This window comes from Pseudomonas sp. R2-60-08W (assembly GCF_003852335.1).
GTDB lineage: Bacteria > Pseudomonadota > Gammaproteobacteria > Pseudomonadales > Pseudomonadaceae > Aquipseudomonas.
The window spans coordinates 1,858,270-1,877,196 of sequence record NZ_CP027731.1 but is presented as its reverse complement, the minus strand read 5'-3'; the positions used below and the strand labels follow the sequence as shown (position 1 = coordinate 1,877,196).

Sequence of the window (18,927 nt, the reverse complement as noted above, 5' to 3'; positions counted from 1 at the left end):
ACTGTCACACCGCTATCGGGAGCAAGCCCCCTCCCACATTCAATATCAGGCGATTTCGGCAACGACGGCTGCCAGCGCCTTGGCCGGATCGGCCGCCTGGCTGATCGGACGGCCAATCACCAGGTAGTCGGAACCGGCATCGAGCGCCTGGCGCGGCGTCAAAATACGGCGCTGGTCATCCTGAGCGCTGCCCGCCGGGCGGATCCCCGGGGTCACCAGTTGCAGCGTCGGGTGAGCGCTCTTGAGCGCCTGGGCCTCGAGGGCCGAGCAGACCAGGCCGTCGAGGCCGGCTTTTTGCGCCAGCGCGGCCAGGCGCAACACCTGCTCCTGCGGCTCGATGTCCAGGCCGATGCCGGCCAGGTCCTCGCGCTCCATGCTGGTCAGCACAGTCACGCCGATCAGCAGCGGTTTCGGCCCGCTGCGCTGTTCCAGCACTTCCCGGCAGGCGCTCATCATGCGCAGGCCGCCAGAGCAATGCACGTTGACCATCCACACGCCCATCTCGGCCGCTGCCTTGACCGCCATGGCGGTGGTATTGGGAATATCGTGGAATTTCAGGTCAAGAAACACTTCGAAGCCCTTGTCACGCAGGGTGCCGACGATTTCCGCCGCGCAACTGGTGAACAGTTCCTTGCCGACCTTGACCCGGCAAAGCGTGGGGTCCAACTGGTCAGCCAGCTTCAGTGCGGCGTCACGGGTGGGGTAATCCAGGGCGACGATGATAGGAGTCTGGCAGACGGGCATTGGAATGGGCTCTCAGGCAAGTCGAAATCGGCGCGGATTGTAGCGCAAGCGGCGCCGTTGCGGGATCCGATGATCGGTAAATACTGATTTGGGCGTTGATGGGCGCCGGTTTGCGACAATTATTTCAAAGCCGATACATTCACGACATGCGCCCAACACGCCCCACCGTTAGCCTCGCCGCATGACCGACCGTCCAGCACTTCCAGCCATGGGGCTGGGCGCCTATGCTGGCCATAACAATCAGGTAGATGATCGCACTATGCAGACTCCTTCCGTCCCGGTAAACGACGAGCACCCAGGCGCGGTGATCGCCGACGACAAGCGCTGGAACACCCGTGCGCTGATCGTCGATGACGATGTGCCGATTCGTGAATTGCTGATCGATTACCTGGCGCGTTTCAATATTCTCGCCACGGGCGTGACCGACGGCGCGGCGATGCGCCTAGCCATGCAAGGCGAAACCTTCGATGTGGTGGTGCTCGACCTGATGCTGCCGGGCGAAGACGGCCTTACCTTGTGCCGCTGGCTGCGGGCTGAATCGGACATTCCGATCCTGATGCTCACCGCCCGCTGTGAGCCCACCGACCGTATCATCGGCCTGGAACTGGGCGCCGACGACTATATGTCCAAACCTTTCGAACCGCGCGAACTGGTGGCGCGTATCCAGACCATCCTGCGCCGTGTACGCGATGACCGTACCGAGCAGCGCGCCAACATCCGCTTCGACAACTGGCGCCTCAACAGTGTGTTGCGCCAATTGGTGGCCGACAATGGCCTGGTGGTGCCGCTGTCCAACGCCGAGTTCCGCCTGCTGTGGGTGTTCATCGAACGCCCGCGCCGCGTGTTGAGCCGCGAACAATTGCTGGATGCCGCACGCGGTCGCTCCATCGAAGCCTTCGATCGCAGCATCGACCTGCTGGTGTCGCGCCTGCGCCAGAAACTGGGCGACGACCCCAAGGCCCCCCGCTTGATCAAGACCGTGCGCGGCGAAGGCTATCTGTTCGACGCGCGGGATATCGGTTGATGAGCGCCACCTTCAATACCTTGTTCGGGCGGCTGTTCGGCGTGTTGCTGGTGGCCATCGTGCTGGCGCATGTGCTGGCGTTCTTCTGGTTCCATCATTACGGCCCACCGCCGCCACCGCCGCCGGAAACCTTCGTCGAACAGCCGGATGGCTCGATGAAGCCGTTGGCCAAGCATCAGCGACCCTGGTTCGGTGGCCCGGTGGTGCCGCTGACGTTTCAGTTCATCTCGCTGATCATCGCCGCCTGGTACGGCGCCAAGCTGTTGAGCCGGCCGATCCAGCGCCTGAGCGCGGCGGCCGAGCTTTTGAGCCTCGACCTCGACAGCCCGCCGCTGGACGAATCCGGGCCTCGCGAGGCACGCCAGGCCGCGTCAACCTTCAACCTGATGCAAAGGCGCATCCGCGAACAAGTCAGCCAGCGCGCACGCATGCTCGGGGCTGTCTCCCATGACCTGCGCACGCCGCTCTCCCGGCTGAAACTGCGCCTGGAACAGATCGAAGACACCAAGCTGCAAGGCCAGATGCGCCAGGACCTCAACGATATGATCGGCATGCTCGACGCCACCTTGAGCTACCTGCACGAACAGCGCACCAGCGAGACCCGCCACTGGCTCGACGTGCAGGCGTTGGTGGAATCGCTCAGCGAAAATGCCCAGGACCAGGGCAGCGATGTGCAGGTGTGCGGCACCTGCGCGCCCTTGCAGGTGCAGCCGATGGCGCTGCGTTCGTGCCTCAACAACCTGATCGACAATGCCCTGCGCTATGCCGGCTCGGCGCGCGTGGAACTGGCCGACAGCCGCGGCGCCCTGGTGATCCGCGTGATCGATCACGGCCCTGGCATCGCGGCCGATAAGCGCGAAGCGGTGTTCGAACCGTTCTTTCGCCTGGAGGGCTCGCGCAACCGAAATTCCGGCGGCGTCGGCCTGGGCATGACGATCGCCAAGGAAGCGGTCGAGCGCCTCGGCGGCCACCTGAGCCTGGACGATACGCCAGGCGGCGGCCTGACCGCCGTGATGTGGCTGCCGCGGGCTTAAAGCGGCTTGTCTTCGCGCCGCGCCTGAGCCTGGGTCGCGCTCCAGTCGGTCAACAAGCTGTAGGCCACCGCGAGTAAGGTCGGGCCGATAAACAGGCCGATAAAACCGAACGCGATCAAGCCGCCGAATACGCCCAGCAGCACGATCACCAACGGCAGGTTGCCGCCACGGCTGATCAGGTAAGGCTTGAGCACGTTGTCGACGCCGCTGATGATGAAGGTGCCCCACACGCCAAGGAACACCGCGTAGGTGTAGTCACCCTTCCACGCCAACCAGGCCGTGGCCGGAATCCACACCAGCGGCGGGCCCATCGGGATCAGGCTGAGCAGGAAGGTGACGCCGCCCAGCAGCAGCGCGCCAGGCACGCCGGCAATCAGGAAGCCGATCAGCGCCAGCACGGCCTGGGCGGCAGCCGTGCCGATCACGCCATTGACCACCCGCTGCACCGTACCGGCCACCAGCTCGATGTAATAGCTGGCGCGGTCGCCGATCAGGCGCTCCAGCAGACGGTGCACGAACATCGCCAGGCGCGGCCCGTCGCGGTAGAAAAAGAACACGAAGACCAGGCTCAAGGTCAGCTCGAGAATGCCGCCGCCGATTTGCGCACTGCGCGCCAGCAACCAATTGCCGACCTGGCCCAGGTAAGGCTTGATACTCAGCATCAGCGCCGCGCCCTGTTGGTCGATGCTGTCCCAGGTCGCCACCAGCCGCTCGCCGATAAGCGGGATCGAGCCCAGCCAGGTGGGCGCATTGGGCAAGCCGTCGACCTGGATATCCTTGATCAATACGACGGCATCGCGCACATGGTCCGCCAGGTTGAACCCCAGCCACACCAGCGGCAGCGCGACCAGCAACATCCAGCCCAATGTCAGGATACCGGCCGCCAGTGATTCGCGACCGCCCAGCCCACGGGTCAGCAGTACCATCAGCGGCCAACTGGCAAACGCCAGCACCGCGCCCCAGAACAGCGCCGACCAGAACGGCGCCATGACCCAGAAGCTGGCACCGAACAGCACCAGCAGCAGGATTTGCACCAGCAGGCGATCGTTATTGAGCATCGGGTATCTCGAAAAGAGTCATGTAGGAAGACAGCTTAGGCGAACGGCACGGGTCCGTTCGCCCTATGGCGCTTAGCGTATCAGATGCACATGCAGGCCTTCAGCCTTGCCTGTGCCGGTTTCCAGGCGCGCGGCGCGCACGCCACTGTCGATCAGGCCCTGGCGCCAGGCTTCGGCGCTGGGCCCGGTCAGGCTGACGCGCAGGTTGGTGTCGAGGTTCAGCCCACGGGAAATCAAGGTCAACCAGGTGGCGTCGGGCTCGGCGCCGAGCGCAGGAAAGTCCAGCTCGCCGGTGCTTTTCAGCTCACGCAGCAGGGTTGCCGACGTGGGCAGAAGAGTGCCCAGCGGCGTGCTGGCATCCAGTTGCTCGACATGCAGATAGGCGCGTCGATTGCCACGGGTAATGCCGTACAGCGCCACCAGCGAGTTGTCCTGTGGGGCCGCCAGGCGCAAAAGCAGATACTCCTGCTGGCCATCGGCCCCGACCAGCTTGGCGTTGCCGAACACTTCGTTGGCCCACAGGCTGCTTTCGCCACAATCGCGGGCCTGGCACCAGAACAACAGCTGCGCGCCCTGAGCCTGCAAGGCTTCACGAGTGGCGGTAAAGGCGGCGCTGGAACTGTGCTCGGCAGGCAATTCGTAGGTGATCGCGGTGGTTGGACCGCGTGCGGTGGCCTGGGCTTCGGAGCGCAATTGACCGCTGATCTTGCGGATCGCACCCATGGGGTAGATGCGTTCCTTTTCTTCAGCAGGGCGATAGTCGACGATCTGCGCGTCCACCTGGCGGGCAATGGCCGGTAAGTCCTGGCTTCCCGCTACATCGGCGGCGAACACCAGCGGGCTGAAACAGCACAGCCCAAAGGCACGGATACAGCCTTTACCCAGGCTCATCGGATCAATAAGCCGTGGCCATGGAGGGTCGCAGCGGTTTCAAGATGGTTCATGGTTGACTCCCTTTCAATCCGCCCAGCCTCGGCAGTTGACCGCGCCAAGTCAAGGCGCGGAGAAGAACCGATTGAAACAGTCTGCAACAAGAACCGCACCGGGCTCGTCATTCAGGTGCAAATGATGGCCACCCGGCAGCGTCGTCACGGTAAAGGGCAGCTGTGAAAGCAATTCGGAATGTTTCGCCAACAGGCCGTCAGCCGCGACCACCAGCTGCGTAGGGCAACTCACGCGTCGTACGAACGCCATGGCTTGTTCATCGGTCAGACGCATCGGTGATGCCAGGGTCAGGCGGCTGTCACTGCGCCAGGTATAGCCACCCGGCACCGGCATCAAACCGCGCTGGGCCAGCAGTTCGGCGGCTTCGCGGCTGACCGCGACGAGGCCCTGCATGCGCGCCTCGACCGCCCGGTCCAGGCTGGCATAGACCGGCTTGCGCTTGCCCTGCAGGCTCAATTGCGCCTGCAATGCCATGCCCAGCCGCTCGGCCGCGTTCTCGCCGCGGGCGGTCGGCGGGATCACTCCGTCGATCAGCCCCAGGTGCGTCACTCGCTCCGGTAAGGCTCCGGCCAGCACCAGGGAAACGATGGCGCCGAGGGAATGGCCAAGTAATGCAAAACGTTGCCAGCCCAGTTGCTCGGCCACTTGCAACACATCGTGGACGTAATCCCACACGGCGTAACCGGCCCCGGCCGGACGATGTGCCGAGTGCCCGTGCCCGGCCATATCCAGCGCGACGATGCGCAAACCCTGCAGCTTCGGCGCCAGGCGCGCAAAGCTGTTGGCGTTGTCCAGCCAACCGTGCAGGGCGATGACCGGCAAGCCGTCTTCAGGCCCGAACAGATGCGCGGCCAGCTCGATATGCGGCAGGCTCAGGCGTACTTCTTCCACGGGCGCGCTCATGCGCAACTGCGCTCACGGGCCTGCCAGCGGGCAAACAGATGCTTGATCAAGGTCGCGGTGTCCTGGGGTCGCTCAAGGGGAAACATATGGCCGCCGGGCATGGTGAGCATCTCACCCATGGGCAGGCGACCTACGCCGCTGACATGATGGCGCATTACCACACGGCTCTGCTGGCCGCGCACCACCGCCAGCGGCACTTTCAACTGGCGTACCTGGCCGGGGCTGGTGTGAGGCACGCCCCGATAGATGCTGATTTCCGTCGCGGGGTCGAAACGCAGACGCAGACGGTCGCCCACTGGCAGCAGACCATGTTGCAGATACGCCTCGAAGCACTCGGGGTCGAAACCGCGAAACAGGGTCTTGCCGGCGAAGTAAGCGCGCGCGGCGTCCAGGTCGGCGAATTCTTCACGACGGCCCAGGGTGCGTCCGGCCGGGGTCAGGCGGTCGATGAAACCAAAGCGTTTGGCGGCGCGAATCACCCAGCGATCCGCGCGGGTCAACACCGGCGAGTCCAGCATCACCACGCCACGGTACAGCTGCGGGCAGCGCATGGCGGCGTGCAAATGCAAGACCCCGCCCAGGGAATGGCCGACGCCCCACACCGGCTCCGGTTGCTGCTGCAGATGGTGGATCAATTCATCGACCAGGTTCTGCCAGTTATCGTCCACCGGGAACCTGGGATCGTGGCCGTGCTGCGGCAAATGCCCCACCGTATATTCGGGAGCCAGGGCCGCGAACAACTTGCCGTAGGTGGCCGACGGGAAGCCATTGGCGTGGGCGAAAAACACATGCTGCGACATAGCGGCGCGCTCTTCAGGAACAGAGGTTGATTGTCACCATGCCTGGCGTTCACGGCAATGACCGTAACCGCCAGGAATGATGACACTCACGCCATGTCTATCGCGCCGGAGGCTGTTCGCCCAGGGGTACCACGGCCACGGTCAGGCGCGATACGCAACTGGCCTTGCCCTCGTCGTTGGTCAAGCGGATGTCCCACACCTGGGTCGTGCGGCCGATATGAATGGCCCTGGCCACCGCCGTGACGCGCCCGCTGCGCACACCGCGCAGGTGATTGGCGTTGACCTCCAGGCCAACGCAATAGAACTTGCTCGCATCGACGCACAGGTAGGCCGCCACGGAGCCCAGGCTTTCGGCCAGTACCACGGAGGCGCCGCCATGCAACAGGCCGTAGGGCTGATGGGTGCGGTGATCGACCACCATGCTGGCGGTGATGGATTCGTCGTCAAAGCTTTCGAAGCGAATATCCAGCAATTCACCGATGGTGTTTTTCTGGCTCGCGTTGAGCTGTTCGATATTCGGTTGCGTGCGCCACAGGCTCATGGGACTGTCCTTATTGGTTTTATTACGATCCTAATCCTGCCACACAACAGCATTCCAGATAAGCGCTATAGCTTATGGATTTTCAACGCTGACCAGGCTCATCAACCCTGCCAATGGGAAGTCACCCTCCAACAGCGCGAGGCTGGCGGTATGCATCGGCTGCGGCTGGCGCGAGTGACCGTGCTGCAAAAAGCTGATCAGGTTGCCCACCAGCGGCTGATGGCTGACCAGCAGCACGTTGTCATCGGTATGGAGTTTTTCCAGCACCTGCGCCGGGCTGCCCTCTGGCGTCAGCCACGGCACCGTGCAGACCGGCGGCTCGAAACCCAACGCCTCGCGCACCAACTGCGCCGTCTGCTGCGCCCTCGCATAAGGGCTGGCAATGATGGCACTGAGCGGCTGGCCGATCAGGTGCGCTGCACTGCGCAATACTTCAGCCCGGCCGTGCTCGGTGAGGTTACGCTCGGCGTCAGTTGGCGCATGAGCTTGGGCTTGCCCGTGGCGCAGGATCCACAATTTCATAGCTTGGGCTCTTCATCACGCACCGGGTGCGGTGCTGGCGACACGCTATGGGCGGCTTCGCCTTCCGGTGCACGCGGGGTTGGCCAATCCGCGAACGGCCAGGGTTTTTGCTCGGTGTGGAAGCTGCCGAAGCGACCGATCTGCGCAAGGAACTGGCTGAGGCTGTCGCCAACGTTCATCAGGCTCAGGTTCGGCGCGCCATAGATCAACCGGTAAATCAGTTGCACCACCACCAAGGCGCCGAGCACGAACTGCGCCACCTGCCACACCAGGGCAAATACCAGCATCCACAGGATGCGCAGCACAATGGACTCATACTTGGGGGCTGCTTTCGAATCGTTCATGCCGCGTTCCTCAGTTGAAACCGCTGGTGGAAATAAAGTCGACATCGGTTTTTGGCTCGGCGCGCATCAGCAGCTCGATCACCTGGTCCAAGGTGCGCCCTTCAAACAGGATCGCGTGCAGCCCGGCAACCAGCGGCATGTACACCCCGACTTCCTGAGCCTTGGCCTTGAGCACCTTGAGGGTGTTGACCCCTTCGGCCACTTCGCCCAGACGGGTCACGGCCTCTTCCAGGCTCAACCCCTGGCCCAGCGCGAACCCGACCTGATAGTTACGGCTTTTCGGCGACGAGCAGGTGACGATCAGGTCGCCGACGCCCGCCAGGCCCAGGAACGTCATCGGGTTGGCGCCCTGATTCACGGCGAAACGGGTCATCTCCGCCAGGGCGCGGGTAATCAGCATGCTCTTGGTGTTTTCGCCCATCCCCAAGGCCACGGCCATGCCGGCGATAATGGCGTAGACGTTCTTCAACGCACCGCCCAGCTCGACGCCGAACCGGTCGGCACTCGCGTAGACGCGGAAGGTGCGACCGTGCAGCACCGCCTGGACGCGCTCGCACAGTTGCTCGTCTTCACTGGCGACCACCGTGGCGGTCAGCGCATGCTCGGCCACTTCCCGCGCCAGGTTCGGCCCGGACAGCACGCCAATGCGCGCCTGGGGGGCGATCTCCTGGAGGATTTCGCTCATCAGCTTGAATGTCTGCGCCTCGATACCCTTGGTCAGGCTGACCAGCAGCTTGCCCGCCAGGCGTTCGGCGTGGGGCGCCAGCACCGAGCGCAAGGCGCTGGAAGGCAGCGCGACAAAGCACAGGTCGCAGGCCGTGAGGGTTGCCAACAAATCGGTAACGGGTTCGACCGCCGGATGAATCTTGATGCCTTTAAGGTAACGCGGGTTTTCCCGATGCACGCGAATGGCCTCGGCCTGCTCGGGATCACGCATCCACTGGCGCACGGCGTGGCCGTTCTCGGCCAGCAGGTTAGCCACGGCGGTACCAAAACTTCCGCCTCCCAGGACCGCGATAGGGCGCTGTTCAGTCATATGCAATCCGTTAATCCATACCAGTGGCGATGGCGGCATTATACGGGGCGACCTGCTTGCGGCCAGCCCCCGTGTGAATTCGTGCGCTTGTCGGAAAATGCCACACTTGAATGAAGTTATTGCAGGTCTCACGACTGGCAAAAGGCCTCACCTCAGTTAACATGGGCGGCTATCCGCAATTATCAAGGCCGCGCCGTGTACCTGGGCCCTCCTCCCCGCTCATCCCTGCTGTTGATGCTGCCGTTGACCCTGGCGTGCAGCGCCAGTGCGTCGGCCGACGATCTGTTCCTCGACAGCCAACCGCTGCCGCAGGTATTGACCGCCACCCGTCTCAAGCAATCGGCCGCGGCCGTACCCGGCAGCATGACCGTGATCGACAGCGAGTTGATCAAGGCCAGCGGTGCGCGTGACATTGCCGAGCTGTTGCGCCTGGTGCCCGGGATGATGGTCGGCTACACCACCGGCAACCAGGCGGCGGTGAATTACCACGGCACCAGCGCCAGCGATGCACGGCGCATGCAGGTGTTGATCGACGGACGCTCGGTGTACCGCGCAGGCCTGGCCACGGTGGACTGGAGCGATATTCCAGTGGCCATGGAAGACATCGAGCGCATCGAGGTGTTTCGTGGCCCCAATACCGTCAGCTACGGCGCCAATGCGCTGATGGCGGTGGTCAATATCCTCACCCGTTCACCGGCCAACAGCCAGGGCACGCGGGTGAAGGTCATACGCGGTGAACGCGGGATCAACGATGTCTATGCCAGCCAGGGCGTGGGCTGGGACACCGGCGACTTGCGCTTGTCGCTGTCCGGGCAACAGGACGATGGTTTTGATAGCGATGCCGCCGGTGCCGACCGCCGAGACAGCCGCCGCCTCAGCCGTTTCAGCCTGGCCGTCAGCCAGACGTTGAATGCGCAACAGAGCATCGACTGGCAGTTGGATGCCAAGGAAGGCACCAATCAGCGTCCCTATACCTACACTCCGGTATTCGCCGGGATTACCGAAGGCGGCACCAATTCCGACGTCACCGCCAAGGACTACGCGGGTTCAATGCGCTGGAACTTCGACTTCAACCCCGACCACAGCCTGTATATCCAGGGGTCGGCCCAGCAATGGAACCGTCGGCAGATCTGGAAAGCCTGTGACGCCAAGGTCTCGTTCAGCCCTGAACTGACCCAGCTGTGGCAGCTCAACCCCAACTACGCCGAAAAGCTGGCGCGGCACATGGACCAGTTCAGCCAGGGTAGCGCCCCGCCCGGCAGCGCCGCCGAACAGGCGCTGGGCAACCAGGTACTGGACCAATGGCGCAACGGCGCCAGCCAAAGCGTGTGCGGCGATATCGACCAAAGCACCCAGGAAAGCCGCTACGACCTGGAGTTGCAAGACACCCTCAGCCTCTCCGACAGCCTGCGCCTGGTCAGCGGAATGAATTACCGCTACGACCGCGCCGACTCCGACACCTACTTCAATGGAACGCTGGACGACACCACCTGGCGCCTGTTCGGCCACCTGGAATGGCGCGCCAGCGAACACTGGCTGCTGCAAGGCGGCGCGATGTACGAAGACACCCACTTGAGCGGTAACTCGCTGACACCCCGCGTGGCGGTCAACTACTTGATCAACCCGCGCCACGGTCTGCGGGCGGTGTACTCCGAGGCGATCCGTTCACCGGACATGTTCGAGAACAACGTCAACTGGAGCTACCGCGTCACCAACCTCAGTTCGCCGGTGTATGGGCAGAATTCCGGGCAATATTTTGTGGTAACACGCGGCCCGGGCAATCTCGATAAAGAGTTGATGCGCTCGCGCGAACTGGGCTACAACGGCTTCTTTGCCGACCTCGGGTTGAATGTCGACGTGAAGCTGTTCTATGACGAAATCACCGACATGATCAGCTCGCCGTTGCGCAACAACCAATACATCGCCAGCAACGCCAACAGCTCGCGCTTTACCGGTGCCGAATCCCAATTCGACTGGCGCGTGAGCAACGCCGACCGCCTGCGCCTGACTTACGCTTACGTCGACGCGAGCACCAGCAACCCACTCGACAAGGCGCAGACCGCACGTAACAGCGGCTCGGCCGGCTGGTTGCGCGAATGGGGCCACGGCTGGTCCAGCGCCTTGTTCTACTATGGTGACGACGCACTCAACGAGTATCGCTTCGAACGGGTCGACCTGCGGGTGGCCAAGCGCCTTGCCCTGGGCAAAACCAACGTGGAGCTGGCTGGCATGCTGCAACAACGCCTCGATAACCAGCCGACCACCTGGCCCGACAACCATTACGACCATCGCCATGTGCTCTACTTCAGCGCGCAGTTAGAGTTCTGACATGGGCGACCCGTCACGGATGACCCTCCCTGTCGTTTCAAGGCTGTGGCGCAAAGGCTTGCTGCTGGTGTGCCTGCTGTTCACGAGGCCCGTGTGGAGCGCGGAAATCTTGCTGACCGCCGCCGAGGACGGTGCCGGCGTCCAAGCCTTTACACAGGCCCTCGCGCAGCAGCGCCCCGAAGACCATGTCTCCTTCACCCTGCTGCAAAACCTGCCGGCGCCGAGCCAGTTGCCCGCCACTACCCGCCTGATCCTGCTCGACCTGCCCGGCCTCGACTGGCGCTTGCAGGACAGCCAGGGCCCGCCGACCCTGGTGCTGCGCATCAGCCGTCTGCAAGCCCAGCAACGCCTGGGTGGCGCGCACCCGGCAAAAATCAGCCTGTTGTGGAGCGATCCGCCGCTGACGCGCCAGTTGCGCCTGATCGCCAGCATCGTGCCCCAGGCCCGGCGCATCGGTGTGCTTTACGGTGCCGACAGCGAATTCCTGCTGCCTGAGCTTGACCGGTACGCGGCGCCGCTGGGCCTGGAAATCGTGCCGCAACGCTGGGACAACACCAATGACAGCCGCCCCCTGCAAGCCCTGTTCAAAAACAGTGACGTGCTGCTGGGCTTGGACGATCCGCAGCTGTACAACCCTAAAACCGCCAAGAACCTGTTATTGAGCAGCTATGCCCAGCAACTGCCGTTGGTGGGGCCCAATGCCGGGTTTGTCCGGGCGGGCAGCCTGGCCAGTACCTACAGCGACCAGCCTGACTGGCTCGCGGTACTCGATCGGCTGCTGGACCACCCGCCGGCCAACTGGCCGCGCACGCTCTACCCGGAACACTTCAAAGTGGTGGGCAACCCGCAAGTCGCGCGCTCACTGGGCATCGAACAGGTCGACGAAGCTGCCGTCGCCGCCCGCTTGGCCGAAGGAGACAGACGCCCATGACCTTGCGCCGTCGCTGGGACATCAACACCCGCACCCAGCTCATTACCCTGGGGCCCGCGCTGTTGCTGACCTTGCTGTTGATCAGCTTCTTTACCTTCGTGCGTATCCAGGACTTGCGCCAGGAGCTGGACCACACCGGCCAGTTGATCGCCAACCAACTGGCGCCGGCCACCGAGTACGGCGTTATTTCCGGCAACAACGAGGTGCTCGACACCCTGTTGCGCGCGACGCTGGCTACCCCGCACGTGCGTTTCCTGGAGATTCAGGACAGCGCCGAGAACATTCTGGTGTACGTGGAGCAGCCGTCGGAGAAACACGACCGCTCACTGTCGGTGAAGGTGTTCCAGGCACCGATCCGCTTGCAACATATCCAGTTGGGCAATGACTTTTTCCAGGACAACCTCAACGAACCCACAGCGCCGCGCGCGGATTACCTGGGCCGAGTGATCGTCGGGATGTCCAACGATGCGTTCAGCCAGCGCCAGCAGGAAATCCTGTTCAAGGCCGGCATCCTGGCGCTGTTCGCGCTGTTGTTCACCTGCCTGCTGGCGCGACGCCTGGCCGCCAGCCTGTCGCAGCCGATCAGCGCCATGGGGAACGCGGTGAAGGCTATCCAGCAGGGCGACTACAAGACACCGCTGCCGATTGTCGATGACTCCGAACTGGGCGATCTGGCGCGGCACATCAACAACCTGGCCGCCGGCCTCAACCAGGCCAGCCGTGAACAACAGCAGGCCATGGCTCAACTGATCCAGACCCGCGAAGAAGCCGAGCGCGCGAACAATGCCAAATCGGACTTCCTGGCGATGATGAGCCATGAGCTGCGCACGCCCATGAATGGCGTGCTGGGCATGCTGCAACTGCTGGAAACCACCGAGATGACCGAAGAGCAGGCCGAGTACGCGGCGCTGGCCTCCGAGTCCACCGAGCACCTGCTCAAGGTGATCAATGACATCCTCGATTTTTCACGTATCGAGCGGGCCGCGCTGGAGTTGGAACATATTTCCTTCAACCTGGCTGAACTGATCAGCAGTTGCGCCCAGGCGTTCCAGCACAGTGCGCAGCAACGCGGGCTGGCCCTGGAGCTGCCGATTCCATCGGGCATGGAAGCCCTGCGGGTGCGCGGTGATCCGACGCGTATCCGGCAGATTCTGGTGAACCTGATCGGCAATGCCTTGAAGTTCACCGAGCACGGCACGGTACACGTGCAGCCCCACTGGCAAACCCTTGACCATGAACTGGTGTGGTTTACCTGCACCGTGCGCGACAGCGGCATCGGTATTTCCGCCGAGCGCCTGGAATTGATGTTCGACGCGTTCCAGCAAGCCGACAGTTCCATTTCAAGACGTTACGGCGGCACCGGCCTCGGCCTGCCGATTGCCCGTACGCTGGCCGAACGCATGGGCGGCACCCTGCGCGCCCAGAGCGAAGAAGGCCGGGGTTCGGTGTTCACCCTGGAAATTCCGCTGGCTATCGATCAACAGAGCCTGCCCGCCATCGCCGAGGACGCCGTGGGTAAAACCAGTGCAGGCGACGGGCGGCATATACTGCTGGTGGAAGACAACCCGGTTAATCGTACCGTGGTCGAGGCCATGCTGCGCAGCCTGGGCTTCGAAGTCAGCCTGGCCACCGATGGCGCCGAGGCGATCCGCAGCGCCGAAAGCCTGATTTTCACGGCCATCCTGATGGATTGCCGCCTGCCATTGATCGACGGCTACGAGGCCACCCGGCGCATCCGCCAGCTGCCGGGCTGCGCCGATCTGCCGATTATCGCCCTGACCGCCAACGCCTTGCAGGGCGACCGCGAAGCCTGTCTGGCAGCCGGAATGAACGATTACCTGGCCAAACCGTTCAAACGCACGGATTTGCAGCAAATCCTACAGCGCTGGGTACATTAGCTGTCGCGTTCAAGCCAAGTCCGACTGGCGTGGAAGACGAAAGTGCGGCAGTCTTAGGCACCCGAACGGACCGATAAACAGGTCCGGTTTAACATTTCAGTGAACAAGTGTACATTGAGTACCTTGCCGCTGTGACTTTCACTACAACGCAATAGTCTATGTGTAGGCTACCGCTATGAGGCATGAACGCTTCATTCGGTTCGGGAAGATTTGCCCTACCCTGCCGCATGGGATTATTGAGGAGCTCGCATGACCAAACAAAACGCCTTTACTCGGGAAGACCTGCTGCGCTGCAGTCGCGGTGAGCTGTTCGGCCCAGGTAACGCGCAACTGCCCGCCCCGAACATGCTGATGGTGGATCGCATCACCCATATCAGCGAAGAGGGTGGCAAGTACGGCAAAGGTGAATTGGTCGCCGAGCTGGATATCACCCCTGACCTGTGGTTCTTCGCCTGCCACTTCGAAGGAGACCCGGTGATGCCGGGCTGCCTGGGCCTCGATGCCATGTGGCAACTGGTCGGCTTCTACCTGGGCTGGCAAGGCCTGCCAGGTCGCGGCCGCGCCCTGGGTTCGGGCGAGGTGAAGTTCTTTGGCCAGGTCCTGCCGACCGCCAAGAAAGTCACCTACAACATTCAAATCAAGCGCGTCCTCAAGGGCAAGCTGAACCTGGCCATCGCCGACGGTTCGGTGACTGTCGACGGTCGCGAGATCTATACTGCCGAAGGCCTTCGGGTCGGCGTATTCACTTCCACTGACAACTTTTAAGGGTTATCCGCATGCGCCGCGTCGTTATCACTGGTCTGGGCATCGTTTCTTGCCTGGGCAATGACAAAGAGACCGTCACCGCTAACCTGCGTGCAAGTCGCCCTGGCATCCGCTTCAACCCGGAATATGCCGAAATGGGTCTGCGTAGCCAGGTTTCCGGCTCCATTGACCTGCCCCTCGAAGAACTGATCGATCGCAAGATCTATCGCTTCGTCGGCCACGCTGCCGCCTACGCCTACCTGGCCATGAAAGACGCGATCGCCGACTCCGGCCTGAGCGAAGACCAGGTGTCGAACGTACGTACCGGCCTGATCGCCGGCTCCGGCGGCGCATCCACCCTGAACCAGATGGAAGCGCTGGACATCCTGCGCGAAAAAGGCGTGAAACGCGTTGGCCCGTACCGCGTCACGCGGACCATGGGCAGCACCGTTTCGGCTTGCCTGGCCACGCCGTTCCAGATCAAGGGTGTCAACTACTCGATCTCCTCGGCCTGCGCCACCAGCGCCCACTGCATCGGCACTGCCGTTGAGCAGATTCAACTGGGCAAGCAGGACATCGTATTCGCCGGCGGCGGTGAAGAAGAACATTGGAGCCAGTCGTTCCTGTTCGACGCCATGGGCGCGCTGTCCACCCAGTACAACGAAACCCCGGAAAAAGCCTCCCGCGCCTACGACGCCAAGCGTGACGGTTTCGTCATCGCCGGCGGTGGCGGCATGGTCGTGGTCGAGGAACTGGAACACGCCCTGGCCCGCGGTGCCAAGATCTACGCGGAAATCGTCGGCTACGGTGCGACGTCCGACGGCTACGACATGGTTGCGCCAAGCGGTGAAGGCGCCATCCGTTGCATGCAGATGGCGATGTCCACCGTGGACACCCCGATCGACTACCTGAACACCCACGGCACTTCGACTCCGGTTGGCGACGCCAAGGAAATGGAAGGCGTGCGTGCGGTATTCGGTGACAATGCGCCGAAAATCAGCTCCACCAAGAGCCTGTCGGGTCACTCCCTGGGCGCCGCTGGCGTTCACGAAGCGATCTACTGCCTGCTGATGATGGAAGGCAACTTCATGGCCGGTTCGGCCAACATCGACGAGATTGACCCGGTCGTCGCCGATATGCCGATCCTGACCAAGACCGTTGAAGATGTAAAAATCGACACCGTGATGAGCAACAGCTTCGGCTTTGGTGGCACTAACGCCACCCTGGTGTTGAAACGCTGGCAGGGCAAGTAAGGCCCGTAGGCTGATCACATGAAAAAGCCCCGACTGGTTCGTAATGCTGTTCACTTAAGCATTTGAGCTAAAGCGGGGCTTCCTAGAAAATCCGATGCCAGACCTCTGGCATCGGATTTTTTTATGTCTGTTCAACAGGACCTGCTCGACCTCGGCGACCTTTTCAACTTCTGCGACCTAAGCACTTTCACCCAGAACATCCCCATTGAATGGGTTGCGTCTGCGCTGGATCTATCCAGTCAGGCCACTATTCGTCGGCGTCGCTTGCCCGCCGATCAGGTGCTTTGGTTGGTGCTTGGCATGGCGTTGTTTCGTGATGAGCCTGTCCATGAGGTCGCTAGACGGTTGAACATTTGCGCTCAAGGCCTCGCCTCCGACCACTTGTTGGCCCGAAGCGGCGTCACTGAAGCCCGCAAGCGACTAGGGGCCGATCCCGTTGAGTGGTTATTCCGTAAAACCGGCACTCAATGGGGCTTGGAGCGCTACGACGAGGACGACTGGCACGGTTTGCAGGTCTTCGCGGTGGACGGTGCGCTCTTGCGCACGCCGGACACACCCGAGCTTCGAGATCATTTCGGGTCAGGATATACGCCCAGTGATCGTCAGACTCCCTTCCCCATGATGCGCTTGGTAGCGCTGATGAACGTGCGTTCGCACTTAATCCTGGATGCACAATTAGGGCCTTACCGGCGCAGTGAAATGCGCTTGGCCGACGAGTTTTTGCAGCAAGTCCCCGACCACTCCGTGACGCTATTCGATAAAGGATTTTGGGGCGCAGAAATGCTGTTGAGCCTGAGTAACACCGGAACCCACCGTCATTGGTTGATTCCCGCCAAAAAAGGCATGGTCTGTGAAGAAGTGATCCGTTACGGCGAGCACGACCGCTTGGTGCGCATGAAGGTCTCACCGCAAGCCAGAAAGAGAAATCCGGCTCTTGGCACCCACTGGGAAGCCCGCGAAGTCAGCTATGAAATCCAAGGCAGATTAAAAACTGTCATGACGTCGTTACCAGCCAACACCTACAGCACCAAGGTCGTTGCCAAACTTTATCAGGAACGCTGGGAAATCGAATTGGGCTTTAGGGATATCAAAAGCCCTATGCAGCAGAATGCCGTGACCTTGCGCAGTAAAAAAATCGACTTGGTCTATCAGGAGGTCTGGGGGCTTTTACTCGCTTACAACGTGATTCGCCGGGAGGCCGGTCAAGCAGCGGTAGCGTTTGGTCGAGCTCCGTCGGACATACGCTTTAAGCCCGTTTGCCAGTATATCGCCGTGCAGTTGATCGTGATGGCGGCAGCCAATCCGGTATCAGCCACAGGCAGACGCTTGGCCGAACTAAGGAAGGGTATCGGCAGCTTGTTTCTGGATCACCGCCCCAGACCTGCAAGGCCGAGGACGGTGAAGATCTCAAAAACCCGATTTCCAGTGGATCGCAATGCTGCTCCGCTTAAGTGAACAGCATTACGACTGGTTCGGGGCTTTTTTGTGAGCCATTGAATGAGACCGGGTCACCTGCATCGGGGGCTTGCCCCCGATAGGCATAGGTATCTACACAACTTTTGTAGCAGCTTACGGTAACCACGATGCGAAGCGAGCCGCTCTTGATCTTGCTCCTGCTCTTGATCTTGATCTTAGGCGCCCGTTAAACCACGCTGGCCGGAATCCGACAGTGATTTGGGGGGTAAACCGGCAGGGATGCCGGTTTAGCCGCCCCGCGCCATGGATGGCGCGTGGCGGCGGCCCCCCAAATCAATGTCGGATTACGGGCACACCGAGCCTAGGCGAGGTGCCGAGTGGTGGGGCGAGGACCTTTTGGTTACTTTTGGATCCTTCCAAAAGTGACACGCTGTAAAAGCGGAACCGCCAGCCGCCGTTACCGCAGGAACGGATATGTACTCGTTCTGATCCAGCATTCTGGTCGGTTGTCAGGCCGCCATCGGGGGCAAGCTGTTCTGGTCAAGTTTTTCCGGACACCGATTACGGTGATCAAGCCGCCTCCTGCTCCATGGCTATTGGCGACAGGTAGTTGTTGTAGCTGTGCAGCCTGATCCGGTTGTATCGCATGAAGAAGCAAGTCATATCCTGCTTGGCTTCTTCAACTGTCGTATAGCCTTTGGTGGGCACCCACTCTGATTTGAGCGTCCCGAAGAAACGCTCTGTTGGCGCGTTGTCCCAGCACTGCCCCCTACGGCTCATGCTTTGCGTTATCCCATGCCCCCAGCAGCTCGGATTGAAAGAGCTGGCTGGTGTATTGGCAGCCTTGATCCGAATGAAACATCAAGCCTGCATGTTTGCCTCGAACCTCCACCGCCATTCTCAGCGCCCTGCTAACCAGGTTGGCGTCATTGATCAGAGAAAACGCCCAGCCAACGATTCGGCGGGCGAACAGATCAATGACCGCTGCCAAGTGATACCAGCGTTTCCCAACCATCAGGCTGGTAACGTCGCCGCACCAGACCTGATTAATTGCGGTTGGCTCGAAGTTACGCTCGAGCAGATTCTTGGCCACAAATGCTTCGACACCTCTAGAACGATACTGATGGCGGCGGCGCTGTTTGCTGGCCAGATTTGCCTCCGCCATGAGCTTTGCAACTAAATACCGGCCCACCTTGATCTGCTGGGCTTTCAAGTGCTGAGAAATCATCCGCGCGCCTGCACTTTCCCGGCTTTCGACATGCAATTGCACGACTTTTGCTCTAAGCGCGTCACGCTCGGCATTCGGCGCTGAGCGACGCTTGATCCAGTCATAAAACGCGCTGCGAGAAACGCCTAGTGCACTGCAAAGCAGGCTGGTCGGATATGAACTCGACTCCCTCAGTTCC

Annotated in this window: 19 protein-coding genes; 8 read left to right on the top strand and 11 right to left on the bottom strand. The window is 61.8% G+C overall.

Annotated elements, in window-relative coordinates; all coding sequences use genetic code 11:
- Positions 1 to 45: 45 nt before the first annotated feature.
- Positions 46 to 744: an orotidine-5'-phosphate decarboxylase gene (gene pyrF / locus C4J90_RS08595; protein WP_124362006.1), complete on the bottom strand. Its 699-nt coding sequence runs from the start codon at positions 742 to 744 to the stop codon at positions 46 to 48.
- A 259-nt stretch (positions 745 to 1,003) separates the two neighbouring features.
- On the opposite strand from pyrF, the gene C4J90_RS08590 reads away from it, so the two are divergent.
- On the top strand, positions 1,004 to 1,768 hold the full coding sequence (locus C4J90_RS08590) for a response regulator (RefSeq protein ID WP_124414260.1): 765 nt from the start codon (positions 1,004 to 1,006) through the stop codon (positions 1,766 to 1,768).
- Complete coding sequence (locus C4J90_RS08585; protein ID WP_124419611.1) at positions 1,768 to 2,802, top strand: HAMP domain-containing sensor histidine kinase; 1,035 nt, start codon at positions 1,768 to 1,770, stop codon at positions 2,800 to 2,802. Before C4J90_RS08590 ends, C4J90_RS08585 begins: the two co-directional genes overlap by 1 nt.
- Here C4J90_RS08585 and C4J90_RS08580 read toward each other — a convergent pair.
- From C4J90_RS08580 to C4J90_RS08545, 8 genes are all read right to left on the bottom strand, one after another.
- Positions 2,799 to 3,860: an AI-2E family transporter gene (locus C4J90_RS08580; RefSeq protein ID WP_124362003.1), complete on the bottom strand. Its 1,062-nt coding sequence runs from the start codon at positions 3,858 to 3,860 to the stop codon at positions 2,799 to 2,801. The genes C4J90_RS08585 and C4J90_RS08580 overlap by 4 nt on opposite strands.
- 72 nt (positions 3,861 to 3,932) lie before the next feature.
- Entirely contained in the window at positions 3,933 to 4,751 is an 819-nt protein-coding gene (locus C4J90_RS08575; protein ID WP_124362002.1) for a DUF4892 domain-containing protein, read from the bottom strand.
- A 102-nt stretch (positions 4,752 to 4,853) separates the two neighbouring features.
- Complete coding sequence (locus C4J90_RS08570; RefSeq protein ID WP_124414259.1) at positions 4,854 to 5,708, bottom strand: alpha/beta hydrolase; 855 nt, start codon at positions 5,706 to 5,708, stop codon at positions 4,854 to 4,856.
- On the bottom strand, positions 5,705 to 6,508 hold the full coding sequence (locus C4J90_RS08565) for an alpha/beta fold hydrolase (protein WP_124419610.1): 804 nt from the start codon (positions 6,506 to 6,508) through the stop codon (positions 5,705 to 5,707). The genes C4J90_RS08570 and C4J90_RS08565 overlap by 4 nt, the downstream gene beginning before the upstream one ends.
- 97 nt (positions 6,509 to 6,605) lie before the next feature.
- Positions 6,606 to 7,049: a hotdog fold thioesterase gene (locus C4J90_RS08560; protein ID WP_124361999.1), complete on the bottom strand. Its 444-nt coding sequence runs from the start codon at positions 7,047 to 7,049 to the stop codon at positions 6,606 to 6,608.
- 72 nt (positions 7,050 to 7,121) lie between these two features.
- Positions 7,122 to 7,571, bottom strand: a complete 450-nt coding sequence (sixA, locus tag C4J90_RS08555) for a phosphohistidine phosphatase SixA (RefSeq protein WP_124419609.1) — start codon at positions 7,569 to 7,571, stop codon at positions 7,122 to 7,124.
- Complete coding sequence (locus tag C4J90_RS08550) at positions 7,568 to 7,915, bottom strand: DUF4389 domain-containing protein (protein WP_124419608.1); 348 nt, start codon at positions 7,913 to 7,915, stop codon at positions 7,568 to 7,570. The genes sixA and C4J90_RS08550 overlap by 4 nt, the downstream gene beginning before the upstream one ends.
- A gap of 10 nt (positions 7,916 to 7,925) precedes the next feature.
- Positions 7,926 to 8,951 (bottom strand): NAD(P)H-dependent glycerol-3-phosphate dehydrogenase, encoded by a 1,026-nt coding sequence (locus C4J90_RS08545; RefSeq protein WP_124366441.1) that lies wholly within the window; start codon positions 8,949 to 8,951, stop codon positions 7,926 to 7,928.
- 195 nt (positions 8,952 to 9,146) lie between these two features.
- Between C4J90_RS08545 and C4J90_RS08540 the strand changes: the two genes are divergently transcribed.
- The 6 genes from C4J90_RS08540 (at position 9,147) to C4J90_RS08515 (ending at position 17,560) form a co-directional block, all read left to right on the top strand.
- A complete protein-coding gene (locus C4J90_RS08540; protein WP_124419607.1) occupies positions 9,147 to 11,279 on the top strand; it encodes a TonB-dependent siderophore receptor in 2,133 nt (710 codons plus the stop codon).
- A 1-nt stretch (position 11,280) separates the two neighbouring features.
- The gene (locus tag C4J90_RS08535) at positions 11,281 to 12,210 is read left to right on the top strand and encodes an ABC transporter substrate-binding protein (protein ID WP_124414257.1); all 930 of its coding nucleotides are present in this window, start codon (positions 11,281 to 11,283) and stop codon (positions 12,208 to 12,210) included.
- Positions 12,207 to 14,108, top strand: a complete 1,902-nt coding sequence (locus C4J90_RS08530) for an ATP-binding protein (protein WP_124414256.1) — start codon at positions 12,207 to 12,209, stop codon at positions 14,106 to 14,108. Before C4J90_RS08535 ends, C4J90_RS08530 begins: the two co-directional genes overlap by 4 nt.
- 249 nt (positions 14,109 to 14,357) lie before the next feature.
- Positions 14,358 to 14,873 carry a 3-hydroxyacyl-[acyl-carrier-protein] dehydratase FabA gene (gene fabA / locus C4J90_RS08525; RefSeq protein WP_003210552.1) on the top strand — a complete coding sequence of 172 codons (516 nt, stop codon included), beginning with the start codon at positions 14,358 to 14,360 and terminating at the stop codon, positions 14,871 to 14,873.
- Between the two features lie 11 nt (positions 14,874 to 14,884).
- Positions 14,885 to 16,105, top strand: coding sequence for a beta-ketoacyl-ACP synthase I (fabB, locus tag C4J90_RS08520; protein WP_124361992.1), 1,221 nt, complete (start codon positions 14,885 to 14,887; stop codon positions 16,103 to 16,105).
- Between the two features lie 123 nt (positions 16,106 to 16,228).
- A complete protein-coding gene (locus tag C4J90_RS08515; protein ID WP_124419606.1) occupies positions 16,229 to 17,560 on the top strand; it encodes an IS4 family transposase in 1,332 nt (443 codons plus the stop codon).
- A gap of 531 nt (positions 17,561 to 18,091) precedes the next feature.
- Here C4J90_RS08515 and C4J90_RS27035 read toward each other — a convergent pair.
- Positions 18,092 to 18,301, bottom strand: a complete 210-nt coding sequence (locus C4J90_RS27035) for an integrase core domain-containing protein (RefSeq protein WP_256658935.1) — start codon at positions 18,299 to 18,301, stop codon at positions 18,092 to 18,094.
- Positions 18,291 to 18,923: an IS3 family transposase gene (locus C4J90_RS27030; RefSeq protein ID WP_256658983.1), complete on the bottom strand. Its 633-nt coding sequence runs from the start codon at positions 18,921 to 18,923 to the stop codon at positions 18,291 to 18,293. Before C4J90_RS27030 ends, C4J90_RS27035 begins: the two co-directional genes overlap by 11 nt.
- Positions 18,924 to 18,927: the final 4 nt, after the last annotated feature.